Raw genomic sequence first — 25,076 nt, forward strand, 5'->3', positions numbered from 1 at the left:
TATCTAGTGACTAACTAATCCGCTTTAAAAGGAATTTATGAGTAAATACGATGGTCCCACCTTTAGCATCGCGCTGCTGCACCCTAAATACTGGGGAGTTTGGTTTGGCTTTGGGCTTCTAGCTCTACTGGTTAATGTTCTTCCTTTTCGTGCCCAATTACTATTAGGCCGAGGCTTGGGAAGAATGGCGATGCCATTCGCAAAGAAACGAGTAAAGGTGGCGCATAGGAACCTTGAGCTTGCTTTCCCTACTATGCCTCAGGACGAGATCCAGCGTACTGTCATCGAGAACTTCAAGAATACTGGCTTCGCTCTTTTTGAAACCGGCATCACTTGGTTTTGGCCAACGTGGAGGCTAAAGCGTCACCTTAAGGTGCACAATGCAGAGCCAATCAAAGCGTTTGCGGCACAGAAAAGAGGGGTACTGGTTTGCCATCCTCACGCCCTTAACCTTGAAGTAAGCGCACGTGCCTTTGCTGTATTAGGATACCCAGGTCACGGCGTATACCGCCCACACTCGAATCCAGCATACGATTTTATTCAGTATTGGGGGCGCACGCACAACGGCAATAAAGTTATCGACCGTAAAAACCTCAAGGAGATGATTCGCACTCTGAAAAGTGGCGAGCGTCTATTCTATTTGGGAGACCACGACTACGGCCCAAATAAATCCGTATTTGTGCCCTTCTTCGCCATCCAAGATGCCTGCACAGTAACTGGAGCCAATATCCTAGTCAAAATGACTGACTGTGCGATTATTCCAATGACTGGCTTTCGCGACACTGATGGAAAATGGGAACTGTATTTTGATGACCCAATTCACGAGAATTTTCCTAAAGACGATCTCGAAGCGGGAGCAACCTACATGAACAAAGCTCTAGAGATAGCCATTCTCAGAAAGCTTGACCAGTGGATGTGGCTACACAAGCGTTATAAAACAATGAAAGATAAAAGCTTGCCTAAAGGCTGCCGTTATCAAAACTAAATGTCACTAGCCCCGATTAAGGGGCAAGGCCACCATCGGTAATCGTCCAGCTATGTTCCGTGATTAACTTATCTCTGGCGGCTTCTGCATAGATTGAGTATTGACTGTTGCCCGCATCAAAGATGACGCTGTTTTGCACCGGCTGCTGGCTCCATTTGTTCAGTATTTGATCGTAGGTTTCGGTAGGCAAGACAACGCCGTTAAACATACCTCTCATATTTTCCACGTTACTCACATCCCAGTCGCTGATATTGAACTCAAAACTGGTTGCATCCTCAAACATATAATAGAAGGTAGTGGCTTTACTGGTATCCCAAAGGCTCAAGTCTGTATTAAATAATTTCGCATTTGCAAAGGTGTAGCTGAAATGCTCGACTAATCTCAAATCTGGTAAGTCGGTTGCGTTATTGGTTATATTCTCGGCGCCATAGAAAATATCAGCCATCGATTCCCACTTAATATCCCCCCATTGCTCGAGAGTTAGCATATTGATTTTCTCACCAGGCGCTTGGATAGATAGGTTTGGAAAGGCACCATTAATGCTTATGGTGTAAACCCCTGGTTCGTTATAGATATGGCTCACGCTTCCAGTTAGACCCTCCTCAATAGTGCCGTCTCCCCAATCAATAATGAAATTATAGGTAAAAGTGCTAGCTCTTGTTGAGATATCAATCTGTTCATTAGCCGCATCTATTTGCCAAGTCGTGATGAAGGGGCGGGGTTCCACGACACTCACTGTGCGTATAACTGAGCTTTCGTTACCTGCCGAGTCCCTCGCAGTATAAACCAATGTGTAATCGCCAAGAGTTTCTGTATCTACCTCTTGGGGGGAAAGCTCTACGTTAATCTCACCATCTACATCATCTACTGCTGTGGCATGAAGTTCTATATAAGGCCGACCTTGCCCAACAATGATCACACTATCACCGTTCAAGGTAATCACCGGAGCCTGGGAATCGACAAACGCACCGTTAGTCGATTCATCATCACTGCCACAAGCGAGGAGTAAAAACGAGGTGATAACAAGGCAGGACAGTTTAAAAACGCGAATAAGATCTGCCCCATAATAGAAGGGGGTAATACTGACAAAAGGCATACTCTACACATCCTTGTGTAACGGATTGGTCCAAATTCTGAATCAAAAGTGTAGAAGAAAATCTAAACAATAGGCATTTTTACTTCATGAAAAATGAGTAGGACGAGAAAATTGCACTTGCAACTTACTGAAGATAACCATTAAGGGTGTACTCCTAAACATCTAAAAATTCTACAAATTCTACAAATTCTACAAATTCTACAAATAGACTTATAACACCCCATTTTTTGGATAAAGAAACGCCCCAAGCCTAATCGACCTGGGGCGACAAAGATATCAAAGACTCGGTGTCTCGCTCATCGTAATCCTGCTTCTCTTAAATGGACTACATTGCTCACTCGAGGGGCTTTTCAGTTACTTATGGTATGGCCTAGATAGCTCATGTACCGCTTCAACAAACACACCAGCGTTTTCAGGTGGCACGTCTAGGTGGATACCGTGACCCAAGTTAAACACATGACCGGTACCTCCCTCACCAAAGCCTTCAAGAATTGTCCCAACTTCTTGACGAATACGCTCAGGTTGCGCATAAAGCATTGAAGGATCCATATTGCCTTGCAGGGCAACCTTGTCACCAATACGTTTCTTTGCATCCGCGATATTGATAGTCCAATCAAGACCTACTGCATCACAGCCCGTTGCTGCGATAGATTCTAGCCACATTCCACCATTCTTGGTGAACAAGGTCACAGGGACACGGCGGCCTTCATTTTCACGGATCAGTCCATCCACAATCTTGTGCATGTAACGCAGCGAGAACTCATTGTAGTCGCGAGGGGTCAATACACCACCCCAAGTATCAAAGACCATCACAGACTGCGCTCCAGCCTTAATTTGAGCGTTCAAGTACTCAATCACGCTGTCAGCTAACTTATCGAGTAGTAGATGCAATGTTGCAGGCTCTGCGTACATCATCTTCTTGATCTTGGTGAATGCTTTAGAGCTTCCACCTTCGACCATGTAAGTAGCGAGTGTCCAAGGGCTTCCAGAGAAACCAATCAGAGGCACTTCACCTTGTAGATCTTTGCGAATCTGACGAACTGCATTCATTACGTATTGCAATTCACCTTCAGGATCAGGCAGACCAATCTTCTCTACATCCGCTTTGCAGGTAATCGGACGCTCAAACTTGGGCCCTTCGCCTGTTTCAAAGTACAGACCTAATCCCATCGCATCTGGGATGGTCAGGATATCAGAGAATAGTATTGCCGCATCCAAAGGAAAACGACGCAACGGTTGTAAAGTCACTTCAGAAGCGAGTTCGGCATTTTTGCACAGGGACATGAAGTCGCCGGCAACAGACCTTGTTGCACGATATTCTGGCAGGTAGCGACCTGCTTGACGCATCATCCATACAGGCGTGTAATCAACGGGTTGCTTCAATAAAGCACGCAGGTAACGATCATTTTTTAATTCAGTCATTTTCTAGGTCTTAGTCCCTTACTACGAAAGCGCTATCTTAACACTTTTTACTTATTGGCAATATTTGAGGATTGAGCGGTTGATCATGTTATGCACACTTAGACAAAGGAAATCCTTTGCTCAGTTTGCAACCACATGTTAATAATTTGTTCTCTAGCGAAAAACACAAAAATCTAAAATAAGAGCAACGCTTGCTCATAACAGTTTACCGTTGCCCTCCACTTGTGGAGGGTATTTTTTTGCCTATTGTTCTGAGGCGATGGAATCAACGGTAGATTGAATCAAGGCCCTGGCGATGGTTCCTTCTGGAGCGACCTCAGGCAATGCATCGATGTTAAACCATTTTGCATCACTTAACTCGGTGTAATCTGGCTTAATGACGCCATCTTTATAATCGGCTAAAAAGCCCATCATCATACTGCTTGGAAACGCCCAAGGCTGACTTCCAAAATAGCGAATGTTTTGTACATCGATACCCGTTTCTTCTTTTACTTCTCGCGCGACACACTGCTCTAGAGTTTCGCCAACTTCAAGGAATCCAGCGATAACGGTATACATATTGCCTTTGTGTCTTGGGTGCTGTGCGAGAAGTATTTGTGACTCTTTGCGTACCGCGACAATAATGCACGGAAAAATACGAGGGTAATGCAACGTTCGGCACTGCTGACACTGCATAGCCAGTTGATTATGATTAAGGCTGTTTCTGCCACCACACTGGCCGCAGAAGCGCATAGTTTGCGTCATATGGCCATACTGCACCGCTTTACTTACTAATAAGAATAAATCGTCTGCGAGATGCAGTAGCTCGCGCAAAGAGACCATAGGTAAAGAGGCTTCAACATCGGCATCATTCATCCAATACACTGGATGCTCTTCATAGCGACCAATTTCAATTGCACTCTCAGTTGGCAATGAAAATCCTTGGCCTACATCATTAGCACTACCAAAAGGCAGTTGGTCATCTTTCAACCATACATCGCTACCATTGACCACTAACCAATAGCCAACCGCTTGATGTTTACTTTTTTTTAACATCCCGTTATCTCTTTGCTTGCAGTTCTACCATTTTACTGGCAATCTAAATCTATACCAGTCGTATAGACGAATTGATTCAAAGCTATTGGTATAACACACAATTTTGCTATTAATATGGAACCCTCTCGGTGTGTTCGAGAGCTTTACCTGACCGGTAAAGGATCATGAGGACATGGTCATGCTAAAGAAATTCAAACAAGTACAACAAGAATGGGGTGGCTCTAGTGAAGTCATTGACCATTGGCTAGAGACGCGCCAAGCATTGCTTGTCGAGTATATAAAACTAGCGGCTTTACAACCATCTTCAACTCCATCTAACGTCATCACGCTACCCACTAAAGATGAGCTTCAAAATTTCTCTCAGCATCTTGTAGATTATATTTCTGAAGGTCACTTTAAGATCTATGACATGGTAATGGATAAGTGGAACTCCACTGGTTTTCAAACCACAGAAGAGATCAGCCAAACTTACGCGAAGATTGTGCTCACCACTGAACCACTCCTTAGCTTTACTGATAAATATGCAGAAATCGGCGAAGGTGAGGAACTCGAATCATTTGAAAGCGACATGTCTAACGTTGGAGAAGTTCTAGAGCTTCGCTTTGAGGTAGAAGATAAGCTTATTCAATTGATCGCTGATAGCCTAGCAATGCCTCCTGGCGCTTAGCTAACTGCGCTCTACATATGACCTAGGGAGCCTCAGCAGCTTTCTAGGTTTTATCGATTAAAATATTCTCACTAGCATTAATACCAATCTCAGTAAGTGGTCAGAAATAGCGTAGGAAAAACGCCGTTATCGAGTATTTTAACAAGCTAGGATGAGCAGTTATTTACTACGATGGGTATAAGCACTCTGAAAATTTCGTAATCAACAGACATTAAAAAAGGCACCCTAGGGTGCCTTTTTGCTATCAGCTAAACAGCTCGATTACTCGTCAGAGAAACCTGCGTTTAGAAGTGCAGCCAAGTTATCCGTTGCTTGTTCAGCAGATGGACCTGGTTGCTCTTCACGGCTAGCTTGACGATTTTGGTGGTAAGCGAAACCTGTACCCGCTGGGATCAGACGACCCACGATTACGTTTTCTTTCAGACCACGAAGCTCATCACGCTTACCAGAAACAGCAGCTTCTGTTAGTACGCGAGTTGTCTCCTGGAACGATGCCGCAGAGATGAACGACTCAGTTGCAAGAGATGCTTTAGTGATACCTAGTAGCTCACGCTCAAAGCCTGCTGGCTCTTTACCTTCTGCTTCTAGTGCACGGTTAGCAATCTTAACTTGTGAGTATTCCACTTGCTCGCCAGGTAGGAACTCAGAGTCACCAGCGTGTGTAATAGTACACTTACGTAGCATTTGACGAACGATAGTCTCAATGTGCTTATCGTTAATCTTAACGCCCTGTAGTCGGTAAACTTCTTGTACTTCGTTAGCGATGTACTGAGTCATAGCATGGATGCCACGTAGACGTAGGATGTCATGCGGAGTCTCAGGACCGTCGGCGATTACATCACCGCGCTCAACCTTCTCACCTTCGAACACGTTCAGTTGGCGATGTTTAGGAATCATCTCTTCGTAAGCGTCTCCGCCTTCACGAGTGATTACTAGACGACGCTTACCTTTGGTTTCTTTACCAAACGACACAGTACCTGTGTGCTCAGCAAGAATCGCAGGCTCTTTAGGCTTACGAGCTTCAAACAAGTCAGCAACGCGTGGTAGACCACCGGTGATATCTTTGTTTCCGCCAGATTTCTGAGGGATACGTGCAAGAGTGTCACCAACGCCTACTTCAGCGCCATCTTCGATGTTTACAATCGCTTTACCAGGTAGGAAGTACTGAGCTGGCATATCAGTGCCAGGGATCATTACATCGTTACCTTTCGCATCAACAAGTTTGATAGCTGGACGCATGTCTTTACCCGCAGCAGGACGTGCTGCAGGGTCAGTTACTTCGCTTGAAGATAGACCTGTAAGGTCATCTGTTTGACGAGAAACTGTTACGCCGTCAATCATGTCAACGTACTGGATGCTACCTGCCACTTCAGTGATGATTGGCAGTGTGTGAGCTTCCCAGTTTGCGATTACATAACCAGAATCTAGCTTCGCTGATTCAAGATCGCTTTCTTTAATGTTAAGAATCGTACCGTATGGAAGTTTGTGCTTCTCTTTCGTACGACCTAACTCATCAACGATGGTTAGTTCAGACGCACGAGAAGTAATCACTAGCTTACCTTCTTTGTTCACAACGTACTTAGCGTTATGAAGGAAAGGTGTACCGTCATTCTTAGTCTGGATGCTGTTTTCAGCAGCCGCTGTCGATGCCGCACCACCGATGTGGAACGTACGCATGGTAAGCTGTGTACCTGGTTCACCGATAGACTGAGCAGCGATAACACCTACTGCTTCACCTTGGTTCACTAGGTGACCACGTGCTAGGTCACGACCGTAACATAGTGCACAACAACCGAAGTCTGCATCACAGGTAACTACTGAGCGCACTTTCATGCTGTCTACAGAGTTTTCTTCCATGATCTGACACCACTTCTCATCAATTAGAGTATTACGTGGGATCAGTACTTCTTCAGTACCAGGCTTAATAACATCTTCAGCTACAACACGACCTAGAGCTAGCTCAGAAAGTGCAACTTTAACGTCACCACCCTCGATATGAGGCATCATTTCAACGCCTTCATGAGTGCCACAGTCATGTTCGTGAACTACAACGTCCTGTGCAACGTCTACTAGACGACGCGTTAGGTAACCGGAGTTCGCTGTTTTCAGTGCTGTATCCGCAAGACCCTTACGAGCACCGTGCGTTGAGATAAAGTACTGAAGTACGTTTAGACCTTCTTTAAAGTTCGCTGTGATTGGCGTCTCGATGATTGAACCATCTGGACGTGCCATCAGGCCACGCATACCAGCAAGCTGACGAATCTGCGCAGCAGAACCACGAGCACCGGAGTCGGCCATCATGTAGATGCTGTTGAACGACTCTTGTTGTTCTTCTTCACCGTCACGGTTAACCACAGTTTCAGAAGATAGGTTATCCATCATCGCTTTCGCAACGCGGTCGTTGGTAGACGCCCAAATATCGATAACTTTGTTGTAACGCTCACCCGCAGTTACCAGACCTGATTGGTACTGGTCTTGGATTTCGCGTACTTCTTCTTCAGCTGATTCGATCTCATCGTACTTAGCTTGAGGAACAACCATATCGTCGATACCAACAGATACGCCAGATAGTGCCGCGTAAGCAAAACCTGTGTACATGATTTGGTCAGCGAAGATAACTGTGTCTTTAAGACCAAGCTTACGGTAAGCCTCATCTAGAAGCTTAGAAATCTGCTTCTTGCCTAGCTTTTGGTTTACTAGATCAAACGGTAGGCCCGTTGGAACGATCTGCCAAAGCATTGCACGACCGACAGTAGTATCTACCATCTTAGTTTCTGTCGTGCTATTACCGTCTTCATCTTTGATGGTTTCAGTAATACGAACTTTTACACGTGCGTGAAGTTCAGCGCTCTTAGTGCGGTATGCCTTCTCAGCCTCTTCTGGGCCAGCAAGGTACATGCCTTCACCTTTCACGTTGATCTTGTCACGAGTCATGTAATAAAGACCCAATACAACGTCCTGAGAAGGTACGATGATAGGATCACCTGACGCTGGCGACAGAATGTTATTCGTCGACATCATCAGTGTACGTGCTTCAAGCTGAGCTTCCAGAGTTAGAGGTACGTGTACCGCCATCTGGTCACCATCGAAGTCGGCGTTGTACGCAGCACACACAAGTGGGTGTAGCTGGATCGCTTTACCTTCGATTAGTACAGGTTCGAACGCCTGGATACCTAGACGGTGAAGTGTAGGTGCACGGTTCAATAGTACTGGGTGTTCGCGAATAACTTCGTCTAGGATATCCCAAACTACCGCTTCTTCACGCTCTACCATTTTCTTAGCTGCTTTGATCGTTGTCGCTAGACCACGAAGCTCAAGCTTGCTGTAGATGAATGGCTTAAATAGCTCAAGTGCCATCTTCTTAGGAAGACCACACTGGTGCAGACGAAGGTATGGACCTACTGTGATTACAGAGCGGCCAGAATAGTCTACACGCTTACCAAGAAGGTTCTGACGGAAACGACCTTGTTTACCCTTGATCATATCAGCAAGAGATTTCAGAGGACGCTTGTTAGAGCCTGTAATAGCACGACCGCGACGACCGTTATCTAGAAGCGCATCAACAGACTCTTGCAGCATACGTTTTTCGTTACGTACGATGATGTCCGGAGCAGATAGCTCTAGTAGACGCTTCAAACGGTTGTTACGGTTGATAACACGACGGTATAGGTCGTTCAGATCTGAAGTCGCAAAGCGACCGCCATCTAGTGGTACTAGAGGTCGTAGATCTGGCGGAAGTACTGGAAGTACAGTCAGAATCATCCACTCAGGGTTGTTACCTGATGCTACGAATGCTTCAACCAACTTCAAGCGCTTAGTAACTTTCTTACGCTTAGTTTCAGAGTTAGTCGTTTCTAACTCTTCGCGCATTAGTTCAGCTTCTTGCACAAGATCCATGGTAGAAAGCAGATCTTTGATCGCTTCTGCACCCATCTTCGCAGTGAACTCGTCACCCCACTCTTCTAGTTTGTCCAGATACTCTTCTTCAGTAAGCATCTGACCTTTTTCTAGATCAGTCATACCCGCTTCTGTTACTACGTACATTTCGAAGTAAAGAACGCGTTCGATATCACGCAGTGGGATATCCATTAGTAGACCGATACGAGACGGTAGTGATTTTAGGAACCAAATGTGCGCTACAGGCGACGCTAGCTCGATGTGGCCCATGCGGTCACGACGAACTTTAGTTTGTGTAACTTCTACGCCACACTTCTCACAGATAACTCCGCGGTGCTTCAGACGCTTGTATTTGCCACATAGACATTCGTAATCTTTAACTGGGCCAAAGATACGTGCACAGAACAGACCATCGCGCTCAGGTTTGAACGTACGATAGTTGATTGTCTCAGGCTTTTTAACTTCACCAAAAGACCATGAACGAATCATGTCTGGTGAAGATAGACCGATTTTGATTGCATCAAATTCTTCAGTCTTATGCTGTGCTTTTAGAAAGTTTAATAAGTCTTTCACGATCAGCTCCTGTAAGGAGTTAAAAGGGGCTCACCTATCGGTGAGCACCTTCTTACCAATAACCACTTTTCTTTAAAAGAAAGGGATTACTCTTCGTCTTCTAGCTCGATGTTAATACCTAGCGAGCGAATCTCTTTCAACAATACGTTGAACGATTCAGGCATGCCTGGTTCCATCGCGTGGTTGCCATCTACGATGTTCTTATACATCTTAGTACGGCCATTCACGTCATCCGACTTAACGGTTAGCATTTCTTGAAGGGTGTAAGCAGCACCGTATGCTTCTAGTGCCCATACTTCCATCTCACCGAAACGCTGACCACCGAACTGAGCTTTACCACCAAGTGGCTGCTGAGTTACTAGGCTGTACGAACCAGTCGAACGTGCGTGCATCTTGTCATCAACAAGGTGGTTTAGTTTCAGCATGTACATGTAACCTACAGTTACAGGACGCTCAAACGAATCACCAGTGCGACCATCAAACAGAGTTAGCTGACCAGATTCTGGTAGGTCACCCAGTTTAAGTAGATCTTTGATGTTTCTCTCAGATGCACCGTCAAATACTGGAGTCGCGATTGGTAGACCGCCACGTAGATTCTTGATAAGCGTACGAACTTGATCGTCCGATAGCTCAGCAATATCTACTTCTTGACGAGAGTCACCTAGATCATAAACCTTCTGTAAGAACTCACGGAACTTAGCAAGCTCCTGTTGTTCTTTAACCATCTGGTTGATCTTGTCGCCGATACCTTTCGCAGCTAGACCCAAGTGTACTTCTAGGATCTGACCGATGTTCATACGCGAAGGTACACCCAGTGGGTTAAGAACGATATCGACCGGTTGACCTTTCTCATCGTAAGGCATGTCTTCAACAGGGTTAATCTTAGAGATAACACCCTTGTTACCGTGACGACCCGCCATCTTATCACCAGGCTGGATGCGACGTTTAACCGCTAGGTAAACCTTAACAATCTTAAGAACGCCAGGTGCTAGGTCATCGCCTTGAGTGATCTTACGACGCTTAGTTTCGAACTTCTTATCGAAGTCAGCTTTAAGTTCGTCGTTCTGCTCTGCAAGTTGCTCAAGTTGAGATTGCAGTGCGTCATCTTCAAGAGTCTGCTCTAACCACTGTTTGCGGTTAATGCTGTCAAGTTTCGCTTCCGAGTAACCACCAGCGATCAATACAGCACGAACACGGTTAAGAAGGCCACCCTCAAGAATCTGGAACTCTTCAGTTAGGTCTTTCTTCGCTTCTTTCAGCTGCATTTGCTCAATTTCTAGAGCACGCTTGTCTTTCTCTACGCCATCGCGAGTGAAGACTTGAACGTCAATGATGGTACCTGAAACAGAGTTAGGTACACGCAGTGAAGTATCTTTAACGTCAGATGCTTTTTCACCGAAGATTGCACGTAGTAGCTTCTCTTCAGGAGTTAGCTGAGTTTCGCCTTTCGGAGTTACCTTACCAACTAGGATGTCGCCACCCTTAACTTCAGCACCAATGTAAACGATACCTGACTCATCTAGTTTAGATAGAGCAGCTTCACCTACGTTTGGAATATCAGCAGTGATCTCTTCAGAGCCAAGCTTAGTATCACGAGCCACACAAGATAGTTCTTGGATGTGGATAGTAGTAAAGCGATCTTCTTGTACTACACGCTCAGAAACTAAGATTGAATCCTCAAAGTTGTAACCGTTCCAAGGCATAAATGCGATACGCATGTTCTGACCAAGAGCCAGTTCACCAAGGTCGGTAGAAGGACCATCTGCTAGAACGTCACCTTTTGCTACTGGTTCGCCAGGTAGCACGGTAGGACGCTGGTTAATACAAGTGTTCTGGTTAGAACGCGTGTATTTAGTTAGGTTGTAAATGTCGATACCGGCTTCGCCTGGTACCAATTCATTTTCATTAACCTTAACTACGATGCGAGATGCGTCTACAGACTGAACCGAACCGCCACGCTTAGCTACCGCAGTAACACCAGAGTCAACCGCAATGTTGCGCTCAACACCAGTACCTACAAGTGGCTTATCAGCACGTAGAGTTGGAACTGCCTGACGTTGCATGTTTGCACCCATCAATGCACGGTTTGCATCATCGTGCTCTAGGAATGGGATCAAAGATGCAGCGATAGATACTACCTGGTTCGTAGCAACATCCATATAGCTCACGTTTTCACGTGGGTGCAGACCTGATTCACCCTTCAAGCGGGCTGTGATCAGTTCTTCTGTAAAGGTGTTGCCTTCAGACAGTACGGTGTTCGCCTGAGCGATAACGTATTGACCTTCTTCGATAGCAGATAGGTAATCAACTTCTTCGGTTACTACACCATCAACAACACGACGGTATGGGGTTTCTAGGAAACCATACTCATTACAACGTGCGTAAGCAGATAGTGAGTTAATTAGACCGATGTTTGGACCTTCAGGAGTTTCGATCGGACATAGACGACCGTAGTGCGTAACGTGAACGTCACGAACCTCAAAGCCAGCACGCTCACGAGTTAGACCACCAGGACCTAACGCAGAGATACGACGCTTGTGAGTAACTTCTGAAAGCGGGTTGTTCTGATCCATAAACTGAGACAGCTGAGAAGAGCCAAAGAACTCTTTAACTGCCGCAGAAATTGGCTTAGCGTTGATCAGATCTTGAGGCATGATTGCATCAAGGTCACCAAGGCTCAAACGCTCTTTAACAGCACGCTCAACACGAACTAGACCTACACGGAATTGGTTTTCAGCCATTTCGCCCACAGAGCGAATACGACGGTTACCAAGGTGGTCGATATCATCCACTTCACCTTTACCATTACGGATAGAGATAAGCTTCTTCATCACTTCGATGATATCAGTTTCGTCTAGGATGCCTTGCTCACCAGCGTCTTCACGCATGATAGAGCTGTTGAACTTCATACGGCCTACAGTTGATAGGTCGTAGCGCTCTTCAGAGAAGAACAAGCTTTGGAACAGAGCTTCAGCAGCTTCTTTCGTTGGCGGCTCGCCAGGACGCATCATGCGGTAGATTTCTACCAATGCAGAGATACGGTCTGTAGTGCTGTCGCTGCGAACTGTGTCTGACATGAATGGACCATGATCTAGATCATTCGTGAACAGAACTTCAAGCTTAGTGTGACCTGCTTGTGCAAGGTTCGCTAGGCTCTCTAGGCTGAACTCTTGGTTCGCGCCCACAACGATTTCGCCAGTGCTCTCGTCAATGTAATCTTTTGAAGCCACTTTGCCTACGATGTAGTCAACTGGTACTTCAATGAACTCAACGCCATCTTTTTCAAGAGAGCGGATATGACGAGCTGTAACACGACGGCCAGCTTCAACGTAAGTTTTGCCGTTTGCTTCAACATCAAATGAAGCAGTTTCGCCACGCAGACGCTCAGGAACCAACTCCATCATTAGAGTTTGGTTTTGAACTTCAAAGCGTACTTTTTCGAAGAACAGATCTAGGATCTCTTCTGTCGTTTTACCCAATGCACGTAGGATAATAGACGCTGGAAGCTTACGACGACGGTCGATACGAACGAACAGGCTATCCTTTGGATCGAACTCAAAGTCTAACCATGAGCCACGGTAAGGAATAACACGTGCGTTATATAAAACTTTACCAGAAGAGTGAGTCTTACCCTTATCGCTGTCGAAGAATACACCTGGGCTTCTGTGCAGCTGGGATACGATAACCCTCTCGGTACCATTGATCACGAAGGTACCATTGTCTGTCATGAGTGGAATTTCACCCATGTAGACTTCTTGTTCTTTAATATCTTTTACAGTACCAGCTGGTGCATCTTTGTCGAATACGACTAGACGCAGTTTAACGCGCAGCGGTTTTGAATAAGTGACACCTCGAATTTGACATTCTTTAACATCAAATACTGGTTCACCAAGACGGTAGCTAACGTATTGCAGCTCAGAATTGCCGTTGTAGCTCTGAATTGGAAAAACAGAACGAAAAGCAGCTTCTAGACCGTATTGTCCTTCAGGATCCTGCTCGATAAATTTATCGAAAGAATCAAGCTGGATCGATAGCAGGTACGGGACGTCCAAAACTTGTGGACGAGTACCAAAATCCTTACGGATGCGCTTTTTCTCGGTATAAGAGTAAACCATGGGGTTCCTCAGCTCGCTGATAAGTGACCCAACTGTCTAATATTCGCTCAAAAATAAAAGACAGAGACTAACAACTGTTTAATATACAAACACTTCGATAAATAATCGAAGTGTTATGCGCGGATACAGGTGGCTAAACAGAGAAAAACACCCGTGCCCTACAGCGCAAAAAGGCCGGTGGTTAATAAACCACCAGCCATTAGCCATTCGGCTAAGAAACTAAGTAATAATTACTTAACTTCAACAGAAGCACCAGCTTCTTCTAGAGTAGCTTTAAGAGCTTCTGCTTCTTCTTTAGAAACAGCTTCTTTAAGCGGTGCTGGAGCACCATCAACTAGAGCTTTAGCTTCTTTAAGGCCTAGACCTGTAGCGCCACGTACTGCTTTGATAACAGATACTTTGTTACCGCCGATAGCAGTAAGAACTACGTCAAATTCAGTTTGCTCTTCAGCAGCGTCGCCGCCAGCTGCGCCGCCAGCAACTACTGCAGCTGCAGCAGATACGCCGAATTTTTCTTCCATAGCTTCGATAAGCTCAACAACTTGCATTACAGACATTTCTGCAACTGCGTCTAGGATTTGCTCGTTAGTAATAGACATAACAATTCTCTTTTAAGTCAACAATAAGTTTATTTTGCAACCAGTAAAAAGCAAGGCTTAAGCCGCTGCTTCTTCTTTTTGATCGCGTAGTGCAGCGATAGTACGTACCAGCTTGCCTGCAGAAGCTTCTTTCATGCACATCATTAGGCGTGCGATAGCTTCGTCGTAAGTTGGTAGTGTCGCTAGTACGTCTGCGTCAGTAACCGCGCCTTCAAATGCAGCAGCTTTGATCTCGAAATCTTTGTTCTCTTTAGCGAAGTCTTTAAAAAGACGCGCTGCAGCACCTGGGTGCTCATTAGAGAATGCAAGTAGAGTAGGACCAGAGAAAGTGTCAGTTAGACACTCGTACTCAGTACCTTCCATTGCACGGCGTGCTAGTGTGTTACGCACAACTCTCATGTAAACGCCAGCTTCACGAGCTTGTTTACGTAGAGAAGTCATTGCGCCAACAGGAACGCCACGAGAATCAGCTACAACTGCAGAAAGTGCACCACTGGCAGCTTCGTTGACTTCAGCAACAATTGCTTTTTTGTCTTGAAGGTTTAAAGCCATTTTGGATTTACTCCTGGTTGTCGTTACACCACTCACCAAAATTGGTGAGAGTAAAAACGGTGCAGTCCCAGAAGAAAGGCAATCTTTTTCAAGTTTGGCTTTCTGTCAGTTCGGGCACCATCTACGTAGGTATACTATTAAGCTACATAGCTAAAAATAACTTGTAACACCTACGGTCTTGGACGGAGACTCACTCTTACATCGAGATGTTAAAGTCAGCCCCAACCACAAATATTAGGCGCGAAATTATACACTAATTCCGCGCCTAAGCAAGTATTAGCTTGCTTGAGTGTTCAGGCTAGCCTGATCAACAGCAACACCAGCACCCATAGTAGTAGAGATGCTTACTTTCTTCAGGAAAGTACCTTTCGCTGAAGATGGCTTAGCTTTCTTAAGAGCAACTAGAAGTGATTCTAGGTTCTCTTGAAGCTGTGCAGCTTCGAAAGATGCTTTACCGATAGTAGTGTGGATGATGCCATTTTTGTCGTTACGGTAACGAACCTGACCAGCTTTAGCGTTCTTAACCGCTTGAGCAACGTTAGGAGTTACAGTACCAACTTTAGGGTTTGGCATTAGACCGCGTGGACCTAGGATAGTACCTAGTTGACCAACTACGCGCATTGCATCTGGAGAAGCAACAACTACGTCGAAGTTCATTTCGCCCTTCTTAACTTGCTCAGCTAGGTCTTCCATACCAACGATGTCAGCACCAGCTTCTTTAGCAGCTTCTGCGTTTGCACCTTGGGTGAACACAGCAACACGGATTTCACGACCAGTACCGTGAGGTAGTACAGTTGCACCACGTACGTTCTGATCTGATTTACGAGCGTCAATGCCAAGGTTAACAGCAACGTCAACACTTTCATTGAATTTAGCAGTTGCTAGTTCTTTTAGAAGAGCAACAGCTTCGTTGATTTCGTACTCTTTAGTTACGTCAACTTTTTCGCGAATAACGCGCATACGCTTAGTAAGTTTTGCCATCTTATTAACCCTCTACCACTAGGCCCATTGAACGAGCAGTACCCGCGATAGAACGCTTCATCGCTTCGATGTCAGCGCCAGTCATGTCTGCAGCTTTAGTTTCTGCGATCTCTTGAACTTGAGCGTCAGTTACAGTACCAACTTTCTCAGTGTTCGGACGACCAGAACCAGACTTAATGCCAGCTGCTTTAAGCAGAAGAACTGCTGCAGGTGGAGTCTTAGTTTCGAACGTGAAAGAACGGTCGTTGTATACAGAGATAACAACTGGGATTGGTAGACCTTTCTCAACAGATTCTGTTTTTGCGTTGAACGCTTTACAGAATTCCATGATGTTCACACCGTGTTGACCTAGAGCAGGACCAACCGGTGGCGACGGGTTCGCCATACCTGCTGCAACTTGCAGTTTGATATAAGCTTCAACTTTCTTAGCCATGATATTTCCTAATTTTGGGTAGTAACGCTCTGCCTTACGGCCAGCTCCCCGTTGTTTTAAAAACACTTTACTTCACACAAGGAAGTAAAGAGGCGCGAATTATAGATACAATTCACGCCTCAAACAAGCCCTAAAGCCTATTTTTTAGTCAACTTTTTCAACTTGACCGAATTCGAGTTCTACCGGTGTTGCACGACCAAAGATCGATACAGACACTTTTAGGCGGCTCTTCTCATAATCCACTTCTTCAACGGTACCGTTGAAGTCAGCAAATGGACCATCGTTAACACGAACGACTTCACCCGCTTCGTACATTGTACGTGGACGAGGAGCTTCGCTAGCCTTCTCTAGACGGTTCAAGATAGCGTCAGCTTCTTTATTTGTAATAGGTGCAGGTTTATCTGAAGTTCCACCAATAAAGCCCATAACGCGTGGAACGCTACGCACAAGGTGCCATGATTCGTCGTTCATAACCATTTGAACAAGTACATAGCCTGGGAAGAATTTGCGTTCACTTTTGCGACGCTGACCAGCGCGCATTTCGACAACTTCTTCTGTCGGAACTAATACTTCACCAAAATACTCTTCCATATCATGCATTCTGATATATTCGCGAAGAGTGGTAGCAACACGGCCTTCAAAACCAGAAAAAGCCTGAACTACATACCAACGTTTCTTTGGAGCTTCACTCATGAATTAAAACCCTCACACCCCAGTCGCTAGAGCAACAAGACGAACCATAATTCCGTCAATGCCCCAAAGCGCTAGAGCCATAACAATACTTACAGCCAATACGATCAATGTAGTTTGCAGAGTTTCTTGGCGAGTTGGCCAAACAACCTTGCGGATCTCCATACGAGATTCACGTGCAAACACGATCGCAGCTTTACCTTTAGTAGTCGTAGCGGCTACACCTAGAGCGATTGCAATTAATACAACCACACCAGCAGCGCGAGCTACTACTGACATTTCACCATACAGGTAATTTCCCACAACAGCAGCGGCTAGCAGAGCAAAAGCGACAATCCACTTGAAGATGTCTGCTGCACTTGAGCTATCAGGAGTTTCTGCATTTGCTTTCATAAAACTAACCTGTGACAAGTCTTACTATAGACGACAATAACCCCGCTGTTGCAGGGCCTATTCATTAGTGTTGAAAATCAACACCTTCTTTCCGAACTTTCTTTCTAATACAGGCTATAAAACCCACAATAGAAATGAAAATTCTCAAAATTCTTTGCTTGTTAGACGATAAAAAGACCATTTTATCTTCTAATCATAAACAGTAGCGCAGAAAAAGGGCATCAAATGATGCCCTTTTGTTTAGATTTCGTCAATTATTAATCGAAAATCTTAGCAACAACACCAGCACCAACGGTACGGCCACCTTCGCGGATTGCGAAACGTAGACCTTCGTCCATTGCGATTGGAGCGATTAGCTCAACAGTCATTTGAACGTTGTCACCTGGCATTACCATCTCTACGCCTTCAGGTAGAGTGATGTCGCCTGTTACGTCAGTTGTACGGAAGTAGAACTGTGGACGGTAACCCTTGAAGAAAGGAGTGTGACGGCCGCCTTCGTCTTTAGAAAGTACGTATACTTCAGACTCAAACTTAGTGTGTGGGTTGATAGAACCTTTAGCAGCAAGTACTTGGCCACGTTCAACGTCATCACGCTTAGTACCACGTAGAAGTGCACCAACGTTCTCACCTGCACGACCTTCGTCAAGCAGCTTACGGAACATTTCAACACCAGTACAAGTAGTAAGAGTAGTTTCTTTGATACCAACGATTTCTACTTCGTCACCTACACGTAGGATACCGCGCTCGATACGACCAGTAACAACAGTACCACGACCTTGAATTGAGAATACATCTTCAATAGGAAGTAGGAACGGTTGGTCAACAGCACGCTCTGGAAGTGGAATGTAAGAATCTAGTGCTTCTGCAAGCTCAACAATCTTGTCTTCCCACTGCTTTTCGCCGTTTAGAGCGCCAAGAGCAGAACCTTGGATTACTGGTAGATCATCACCTGGGTAATCGTATTCAGAAAGAAGTTCACGAACTTCCATCTCAACTAGCTCAAGTAGCTCTTCGTCATCAACCATGTCACATTTGTTCATGAATACGATGATGTAAGGGATACCAACCTGACGACCAAGTAGGATGTGCTCACGAGTTTGAGGCATAGGGCCATCAGTCGCAGCAACAACTAGGATACCGCCGTCCATTTGCGCAGCACCAGTGATCATGTTTTTAACGTAATCGGCGTGTCCTGGGCAATCTACGTGTGCGTAGTGACGATCTGGAGTATCGTACTCAACGTGAGAAGTAGCGATTGTGATACCACGCTCGCGCTCTTCTGGAGCGTTATCGATAGATGCGAAGTCTTTAGCTTCACCACCGTATACTTTTGACAAAGTAGTACAGATAGCAGCAGTTAGAGTTGTTTTACCGTGGTCAACGTGGCCGATAGTACCAACGTTTACGTGCGGTTTCGTACGTTCAAATTTTTCTTTAGACACGAGCGTGTTCCTCTAGGTACGGTTTATAAAGTGGCTTTGTAGACCACGCAACCAAATAAATTGGATGTAAAGTATATATCAAAAGGAAATATTTGCTTGAAGAGAGCTGGTGCTGATAGGCGGATTTGAACCGCCGACCTCACCCTTACCAAGGGTGCGCTCTACCAACTGAGCTATATCAGCACACGATAGGTTGGAGCGGGCAGCGGGAATCGAACCCGCATCATCAGCTTGGAAGGCTGAGGTAATAGCCATTATACGATGCCCGCAACACGTAACTCTTCGAGCTATTTCCTTAAGAAATTGGTGGTGGGAGATGGATTCGAACCATCGAAGGCAGTGCCGTCAGATTTACAGTCTGATCCCTTTGGCCACTCGGGAACCCCACCAAATTGTGCTTTCATAAAGAAAGTGGTGCCGACTACCGGAATCGAACTGGTGACCTACTGATTACAAGTCAGTTGCTCTACCTACTGAGCTAAGTCGGCACATAAGTGGAGCGCATTCTATTGGATGATTTCGAACCTTGCAATAAGAAAATGCAAAAAATCATCAGTTTTTACGTTTACATTGAGCCACGGCTAATTTTTCAGCAGATTCAAGGGAAATCACCACAGCTTTGCCGTCGCACAATTGAAATATTTATCTCTTCATGTATGTTGATGCGACGCAGAAAAGGAAGGCTCAAATCAATGAATCCACACATAAATTTCAATCGACACGAATGGGCAGAGCTAAGAGCATCTGTACCTATGGTGTTATCTGATTCGGACATTGTAGAGCTGCGTGGTATCAATGAAAAATTGGATACTCGTGAAGTAGAAGAAATATACCTTCCCCTCTCTCGACTTCTAAACCTGCATGCAGGCTCCCAGCAACGTCGTCAGCGTGTCTTAGACACTTTCTTGAACAAAGAGGACGGTCACAGCCCTTTCATCGTAGGAATCGCTGGTAGCGTCGCTGTAGGCAAGAGTACAACGGCTCGTGTCATGCAAGCATTACTCTCTCGCTGGGGAGATCACCCTAAGGTGGCTCTAATTACTACGGATGGCTTTCTCTACCCTAACGAAGTGCTAGAAGAAAAGGGAATCATGCACCGTAAGGGCTTTCCTGAATCTTACGATATTCAAAAGCTCGTTGATTTCGTTTCGGATGTTAAGGCGGGCAAAGAAAAGGTAGAAGCTCCAATCTATTCTCACCTTACCTACAACATCACTGATGAGGTAGAAGTGGTTGATAGGCCGGATATTTTAATCTTAGAGGGGCTAAATGTACTTCAATCAGGGATGGACTATCCAGAGCAACCGCATCGGGTATTCGTTTCTGACTTCCTTGATTTTTCCATTTATGTGGATGCCGATAGCACCTTGATTCAGCAGTGGTATGTAGAGCGATTTTTAAAGTTTCGTTCTGGGGCATTCAAAAAGCCCAACTCATATTTTGGTCACTACACTAAGTTGAGCGAAGAACAAGCCGTCGCTAAAGCCTGTTCTATATGGGCTGATATTAATGGCAAAAATCTAGTGTCTAATATAATGCCAACAAAAATTAGAGCTAACCTTATTCTAAGAAAAGGAATTGATCATAAGGTTGATAAGATCCTACTAAGAAGCTGATCTAACAGATATTTCGCCACCGATAAATGATTCAATCTGATTGCCAGTATCGAGCAGTAAGGCGCCTTGTTGATCGATACCTTTGCATATGCCTGTAACTTCTCTGTTACCCATAATCAGTTTAATCGGCTGCTCTAAGAAGTTATCGTATTGGTTCCATTGCTCTAGGAATGGCTTCAGCCCCTGATGCTCATAGATATCAATCGCATCATGCAATTTCTTTGTCATAGCAATCACAATTTCATTTCGAGAGATATCCTGATCGCCTGAAATCTCTTTTAGACTAGTCCAGGGTTGTCCAATTCCTTGCACATGCTCTGGCATTGATACATTAAGCCCGATACCTATCACTAAGTTAGCAGCATCACCTGCCTGTCCTGACAGCTCAACCAATATGCCGGCAAGCTTCTTATTGTCAAAATAGACGTCATTTGGCCACTTCAGCTTAAGACCTTGTATGCCTAGCTCCTCAAGGGCATCGACAAGAGCGAGACCGATGACCAGGCTTATCCCCATAGCCGCAGGAAGACCCGCTTCAAGACGCCAATACATCGAGTAGTAAATATTTGAGCCAAACGGAGACACCCACTCGCGTCCACGACGTCCCCGGCCTTGGGTTTGATATTCAGCTACACAAACACTGCCAGATTGAAGCTCTTTCTGCCCCAGCATGTATTGATTTGTCGAATCAATAACAGGAATGACTTCTACCGGTAGTCCCAACTCTTTACCCAACAACTGGTTATCTAATAGATCCAGTGGTTGCTCTAGCCTATAACCCTTTCCTTTAACACTATAGATATCGATCCCAAGCTCTTGAATGGATTTAATATGTCTCGCAATAGCCGCTCTTGATACACCAAAATGTTCGCCCAGTTGCTCGCCCGAACAAAACTCGCCCTTGCTAAGCTCCTGAATTAGTTTCAGTTTAAAGCTAAAATCTTTCATTTTCTTTACCTTCAAAAATAGCGTCGAGGTTGGTTTCATGAGTTCGCCCCATGAAACGGACTTCATGCTCTAAGGCAATTTGATACTTCTGCCATACCGTTTGCTTCACATGCCAAGCGACAGACAATACATCTTCAGCCGTCGCATCATTGAAATTGACGATTACCAAGGCCTGTTGTTCGTGAACTCGAGCACCTCCATGTGAATACCCCTTGAGGTTGGCGTTATCTATCAGCCAACCAGCGGCAACCTTAATGCCATCGCCCGCAGGGTAGCCAACTATGCTTGGATAGTTCAGCTTTAGCTCATCAAATTGAGTACTAGAGATAACTGGATTTTTGAAGAAACTGCCTGCATTACCCATGACTCTTGGGTCTGGCAGCTTTGACTGGCGAACCTGACAAACTGCATCAAAGATCTTTTGCGCGGTTGGTTCACCTTCAATTAACTGTTGCAGTGCGCCATAAGCAGTTCTAGGGCTCCAGTTTTTTGATAACTTAAAACCAACTTTAGTAATCAGTGCCTTACCAGATAATTGTTGTTTAAATATAGAGTCGCGATAGCCAAACTGGCATTGCTCCGAAGCCAGTCTTTTCACTGTGAATGACTGCAAGTCTAAGTACTCTACAAAGTCACATACGTCTTTCAGCTCTAAGCCATAAGCTCCGATATTTTGGATAGGCGCAGTTCCTGCACAGCCTGGAATCAAGGCAAGATTTTCCAAGCCCGGCATTCCCATTTCAACTGTCCATTGAACAAGCTCAGGCCAATCTTCTCCGGCCGCAACCTCAAGAAAATAGAAGCTCTCGTCTTCCGTAACTTGTTTACCCTTCAATCTATTCAGTACTGCTACTCCGGCAAAGTAATCAGTAAAGAGCATGTTACTTCCCGTGCCTAAGGGGAGCTTAGGCAGATCTTTCCAATCCGGATTGCGATAGACCTCAATAAGATCGTCTACTGAACGTGCTTCTACAAGAAAGTCGCAGTCTGTTTGAATTGAAAATGTATGGTAGGGAGAGAGTTCCGCTTGAGGGGTAATATGCATCATAGAATTAATTGTTCCATTCCCTTGTCGGGATTCCAAAGGGTAGTATTTCCAACTTTCCCTTATAATACTGGAACAAACTCAATTCCGCAGTTAATTAATGAACAGTCTGATTATCAAATATCTGGAGCCATTGCGTTTGCCGCTCCTAAAGAAGTTATACAAGTCTCACTACCCCTCTACCAAGATAAAGGCCGGCGAGAAGATCATTGTAGCCGAGCAAAACTCAAAAATTGTTGGTGTTGTACGGTACCGTGAGGTGGATAAATGGCAGTTGCTAACCGGTATGCTCGTTGTTCCAGAAATGCGTAATCAAGGCATTGCCTCACAACTTTTGCGCTTTAGCCAGAAAGACATTCTGCATGAGCAAGTTTTCTGTTTTGCTTATGAACACCTAGAGCAACTGTACAGCGCTCACGGATTTACAACTATTCAAGTTGAAGAGCTCCCTTCTGCATTAGCCAAGCTATATTTGCGCTACACTCAGACGGGAAAGCCACTAATTATCATGCAATATCACAGTTAATTAATTTCAAGATAATTGTTTACCAATTCATCTAGGCACTAAAGCTGCAAATTTGGTAAAATAACAGGCTAAATCAGCCCTTTACAGGACTTAATATTCATAATGGTTTTAGCTAAGAATGTCATCGATGGACTAGAAGCAGTTCCCGTTGATCCAAAAGACTTTAGAACACTTTATTCGGCTAAAGAGTTCAAAGCACAGCTATTAGAGCTTATCAAAACAGCCAAGAAGCGTATCTACATTGCCGCCTTGTATCTTGAGGACGACGAAGCAGGACGAGAGGTCTTTGGTGAGATCTACAAGGCAAAACAAGCTAATCCAGGATTAGATGTTCAGATCTGTGTAGATTGGCATAGAGCTCAACGCGGGCTGATAGGTGCTGAGTCATCTGATGGCAATGCCGCTATGTACACGAAGATGGCTGAATCTCACAAACACACAGTCCCAGTTTATGGTGTACCTGTTCGTGGTAAAGAAGTGTTCGGTGTACTGCACCTTAAGGGCTTTATCTTTGATGATACGGTTCTTTATAGCGGCGCAAGTATTAACAATATCTATCTGCATCACCAAGAAAAGTATCGCTTTGATCGATACCACCTAATCAATAGCCCAGCAATTGCCGATGCTATGGCTAACTACATTATGGACGCACTCATTAACAATCCTGCAGTGAACACACTGACAGAAAAAGAGCGTCCAGCAACCAAGTCATTGAAAGGTGCAATTCGTCAATTACGAGCAAGCCTTGCAGTCACCAACTACCGCTTTGATTGTGCAGATGTTACAGAAGACAAAATCGCGATTACCCCAATTGTTGGTGTAGGTAAGCGTAGAAATCTTCTAAACATGGCTATCGTTCAATTATTACGTGATGCCAAAGAAGAAATCACCATATGTACGCCTTACTTTAACTTCCCTAAAAGTGTCGCTAAGGAGCTAAAGAAAGCCCTTCGACGCGGCGTCAAAGTAACTGTTGTAGTAGGTGATAAGACTGCCAACGACTTTTTCATTGATCCCGAAGAAGAGTTTAAAACCGTTGGTGGATTGCCTTATCTGTATGAGATGAATCTACGCCGCTTCTTGAAAGCTAATGAAGCGAATATTGCTTGTCGCAAGTTGGACATCCTTCTTTGGAAGCACGACGCCAATAGCTACCACTTAAAGGGGTTATGGGTAGATAAGCAGAACATGCTGCTAACCGGCAACAACCTAAATCCTAGAGCTTGGAAACTAGACTTGGAAAACGCCTTACTAATCAGAGATCCGCAAGGTTATTTAAAGACGCAATTTGAGCAAGAGTTTGAAAATATCTTCGAGAACACCCAGCGTATTGGAAGCTACAAACATATTGAAAAGATTGAACATTATCCTGAAGCCGTGCAGAAATTGCTGCGTAAAATAACGCGCGTACAGGCTGATAGAGTCCTCAAGCAGTTGCTTTAGTACTAATGATGCATATGTAGAATAAGAGGCTCCTATGGAAACATAGGAGCCTTTTTATTGGGTTCTAGCTTCTAGCTTCTAGCTTCTAGCTTCTAGCTTCTAGCTTCTAGCTTCTAGCTTCTAGCTTCTAGCTTCTAGCAGATAGGACAGCACACTGATATTTTTAAGCTAGTAGAAAACAAAAAGGCCTTAGCATTGCTGCTAAGGCCTTCGATATGGCAGGGGTGGACTGAGCTGGCACTCCGGAGGTTCGAAGGCTTGATTAATCTTATCATTGGGTATTTCTAGAAGTGTTTACTGTTTTCCAAACGCAAAAAAGGCCCTAGCATTGCTGCTAGAGCCTTAATTATGGCAGGGGTGGAGAGATTCGAACTCCCAACACGCGGATTTGGAATCCGCTGCTCTGCCAATTGGAGCTACACCCCTAAAATTTTCGGTTTCTTAAATCTGAAAAAACCTCGCATAAAGCGAGGTCTTCAGAATAAGTGGCGGAGTGGACGGGACTCGAACCCGCGACCCCCGGCGTGACAGGCCGGTATTCTAACCAACTGAACTACCACTCCGCACCAATTTGTTATTGTCTTGAAGTCTTACTCGCGTTGCTTCAATACAATCTAA

Annotated in this window: 19 protein-coding genes and 6 tRNA genes; 5 read left to right on the plus strand and 20 right to left on the minus strand. The window is 45.0% G+C overall.

Features of this window, described 5'->3' with window-relative positions; translation table 11 throughout:
* The first annotated feature begins 37 nt into the window (after positions 1 to 37).
* Complete coding sequence (gene lpxL, locus D5I41_RS07790; RefSeq protein ID WP_119009349.1) at positions 38 to 985, plus strand: LpxL/LpxP family Kdo(2)-lipid IV(A) lauroyl/palmitoleoyl acyltransferase; 948 nt, start codon at positions 38 to 40, stop codon at positions 983 to 985.
* Between the two features lie 16 nt (positions 986 to 1,001).
* Here the strand turns inward: lpxL and D5I41_RS07795 are convergent, their stop codons facing one another.
* The 3 genes from D5I41_RS07795 to nudC all read right to left on the minus strand — a co-directional run bounded on the left by D5I41_RS07795 (position 1,002) and on the right by nudC (position 4,538).
* Positions 1,002 to 2,081 carry a BspA family leucine-rich repeat surface protein gene (locus tag D5I41_RS07795; RefSeq protein WP_119009350.1) on the minus strand — a complete coding sequence of 360 codons (1,080 nt, stop codon included), beginning with the start codon at positions 2,079 to 2,081 and terminating at the stop codon, positions 1,002 to 1,004.
* Positions 2,082 to 2,435: 354 nt separating this feature from the next.
* Positions 2,436 to 3,503 (minus strand): uroporphyrinogen decarboxylase, encoded by a 1,068-nt coding sequence (hemE, locus tag D5I41_RS07800; protein ID WP_119009351.1) that lies wholly within the window; start codon positions 3,501 to 3,503, stop codon positions 2,436 to 2,438.
* Between the two features lie 243 nt (positions 3,504 to 3,746).
* Positions 3,747 to 4,538: an NAD(+) diphosphatase gene (gene nudC / locus D5I41_RS07805; protein ID WP_119009352.1), complete on the minus strand. Its 792-nt coding sequence runs from the start codon at positions 4,536 to 4,538 to the stop codon at positions 3,747 to 3,749.
* Positions 4,539 to 4,710: 172 nt separating this feature from the next.
* Here nudC and rsd point away from each other — a divergent pair, with 172 nt between their 5' ends.
* Positions 4,711 to 5,205, plus strand: a complete 495-nt coding sequence (rsd, locus tag D5I41_RS07810) for a sigma D regulator (RefSeq protein ID WP_119009353.1) — start codon at positions 4,711 to 4,713, stop codon at positions 5,203 to 5,205.
* 261 nt (positions 5,206 to 5,466) lie between these two features.
* On the opposite strand, the gene rpoC is transcribed toward rsd, so the two are convergent.
* The 13 genes from rpoC to D5I41_RS07875 all read right to left on the minus strand — a co-directional run bounded on the left by rpoC (position 5,467) and on the right by D5I41_RS07875 (position 19,368).
* Positions 5,467 to 9,675, minus strand: coding sequence for a DNA-directed RNA polymerase subunit beta' (gene rpoC / locus D5I41_RS07815; protein WP_102329643.1), 4,209 nt, complete (start codon positions 9,673 to 9,675; stop codon positions 5,467 to 5,469).
* 86 nt (positions 9,676 to 9,761) lie between these two features.
* Positions 9,762 to 13,790 (minus strand): DNA-directed RNA polymerase subunit beta, encoded by a 4,029-nt coding sequence (rpoB, locus tag D5I41_RS07820; protein WP_119009354.1) that lies wholly within the window; start codon positions 13,788 to 13,790, stop codon positions 9,762 to 9,764.
* Between the two features lie 230 nt (positions 13,791 to 14,020).
* Positions 14,021 to 14,389 (minus strand): 50S ribosomal protein L7/L12, encoded by a 369-nt coding sequence (rplL, locus tag D5I41_RS07825; RefSeq protein WP_119009355.1) that lies wholly within the window; start codon positions 14,387 to 14,389, stop codon positions 14,021 to 14,023.
* Positions 14,390 to 14,446: 57 nt separating this feature from the next.
* Positions 14,447 to 14,941, minus strand: a complete 495-nt coding sequence (rplJ, locus tag D5I41_RS07830; protein ID WP_119009356.1) for a 50S ribosomal protein L10 — start codon at positions 14,939 to 14,941, stop codon at positions 14,447 to 14,449.
* 276 nt (positions 14,942 to 15,217) lie between these two features.
* Positions 15,218 to 15,922, minus strand: a complete 705-nt coding sequence (rplA, locus tag D5I41_RS07835) for a 50S ribosomal protein L1 (RefSeq protein ID WP_119009357.1) — start codon at positions 15,920 to 15,922, stop codon at positions 15,218 to 15,220.
* Between the two features lie 4 nt (positions 15,923 to 15,926).
* Positions 15,927 to 16,355: a 50S ribosomal protein L11 gene (gene rplK / locus D5I41_RS07840; RefSeq protein WP_021714674.1), complete on the minus strand. Its 429-nt coding sequence runs from the start codon at positions 16,353 to 16,355 to the stop codon at positions 15,927 to 15,929.
* Between the two features lie 144 nt (positions 16,356 to 16,499).
* Complete coding sequence (gene nusG, locus D5I41_RS07845) at positions 16,500 to 17,048, minus strand: transcription termination/antitermination protein NusG (RefSeq protein ID WP_119009358.1); 549 nt, start codon at positions 17,046 to 17,048, stop codon at positions 16,500 to 16,502.
* A 12-nt stretch (positions 17,049 to 17,060) separates the two neighbouring features.
* Entirely contained in the window at positions 17,061 to 17,438 is a 378-nt protein-coding gene (secE, locus tag D5I41_RS07850; protein WP_017026983.1) for a preprotein translocase subunit SecE, read from the minus strand.
* Positions 17,439 to 17,695: 257 nt separating this feature from the next.
* Positions 17,696 to 18,880, minus strand: a complete 1,185-nt coding sequence (gene tuf / locus D5I41_RS07855) for an elongation factor Tu (RefSeq protein ID WP_119009359.1) — start codon at positions 18,878 to 18,880, stop codon at positions 17,696 to 17,698.
* A gap of 107 nt (positions 18,881 to 18,987) precedes the next feature.
* A tRNA-Thr gene (locus D5I41_RS07860) sits at positions 18,988 to 19,063 on the minus strand.
* 11 nt (positions 19,064 to 19,074) lie between these two features.
* Positions 19,075 to 19,149 (minus strand) — tRNA-Gly (locus tag D5I41_RS07865).
* Positions 19,150 to 19,184: 35 nt separating this feature from the next.
* A tRNA-Tyr gene (locus tag D5I41_RS07870) sits at positions 19,185 to 19,269 on the minus strand.
* Between the two features lie 23 nt (positions 19,270 to 19,292).
* Positions 19,293 to 19,368, minus strand: a tRNA-Thr gene (locus tag D5I41_RS07875).
* Between the two features lie 204 nt (positions 19,369 to 19,572).
* On the opposite strand from D5I41_RS07875, the gene coaA reads away from it, so the two are divergent.
* On the plus strand, positions 19,573 to 20,496 hold the full coding sequence (coaA, locus tag D5I41_RS07880; protein WP_119009360.1) for a type I pantothenate kinase: 924 nt from the start codon (positions 19,573 to 19,575) through the stop codon (positions 20,494 to 20,496).
* Here coaA and birA read toward each other — a convergent pair.
* Together birA and murB are read right to left on the minus strand one after the other, a co-directional pair.
* On the minus strand, positions 20,485 to 21,444 hold the full coding sequence (gene birA, locus D5I41_RS07885; protein ID WP_119009361.1) for a bifunctional biotin--[acetyl-CoA-carboxylase] ligase/biotin operon repressor BirA: 960 nt from the start codon (positions 21,442 to 21,444) through the stop codon (positions 20,485 to 20,487). The genes coaA and birA overlap by 12 nt on opposite strands.
* Positions 21,431 to 22,492, minus strand: coding sequence for a UDP-N-acetylmuramate dehydrogenase (gene murB, locus D5I41_RS07890; RefSeq protein WP_119009362.1), 1,062 nt, complete (start codon positions 22,490 to 22,492; stop codon positions 21,431 to 21,433). Before murB ends, birA begins: the two co-directional genes overlap by 14 nt.
* Before the next feature lie 97 nt (positions 22,493 to 22,589).
* Between murB and D5I41_RS07895 the strand changes: the two genes are divergently transcribed.
* Together D5I41_RS07895 and pssA are read left to right on the plus strand one after the other, a co-directional pair.
* Positions 22,590 to 23,015, plus strand: coding sequence for a GNAT family N-acetyltransferase (locus D5I41_RS07895; protein WP_119009363.1), 426 nt, complete (start codon positions 22,590 to 22,592; stop codon positions 23,013 to 23,015).
* A gap of 102 nt (positions 23,016 to 23,117) precedes the next feature.
* On the plus strand, positions 23,118 to 24,458 hold the full coding sequence (pssA, locus tag D5I41_RS07900; RefSeq protein WP_119009364.1) for a CDP-diacylglycerol--serine O-phosphatidyltransferase: 1,341 nt from the start codon (positions 23,118 to 23,120) through the stop codon (positions 24,456 to 24,458).
* Positions 24,459 to 24,807: 349 nt separating this feature from the next.
* On the opposite strand, the gene D5I41_RS07905 is transcribed toward pssA, so the two are convergent.
* Positions 24,808 to 24,884 (minus strand) — tRNA-Trp (locus tag D5I41_RS07905).
* Positions 24,885 to 24,944: 60 nt separating this feature from the next.
* Positions 24,945 to 25,021 (minus strand) — tRNA-Asp (locus tag D5I41_RS07910).
* Positions 25,022 to 25,076: the final 55 nt, after the last annotated feature.

The organism is Vibrio superstes (assembly GCF_003569005.1).
GTDB classification, from domain to species: Bacteria; Pseudomonadota; Gammaproteobacteria; order Enterobacterales; family Vibrionaceae; genus Vibrio; species Vibrio superstes.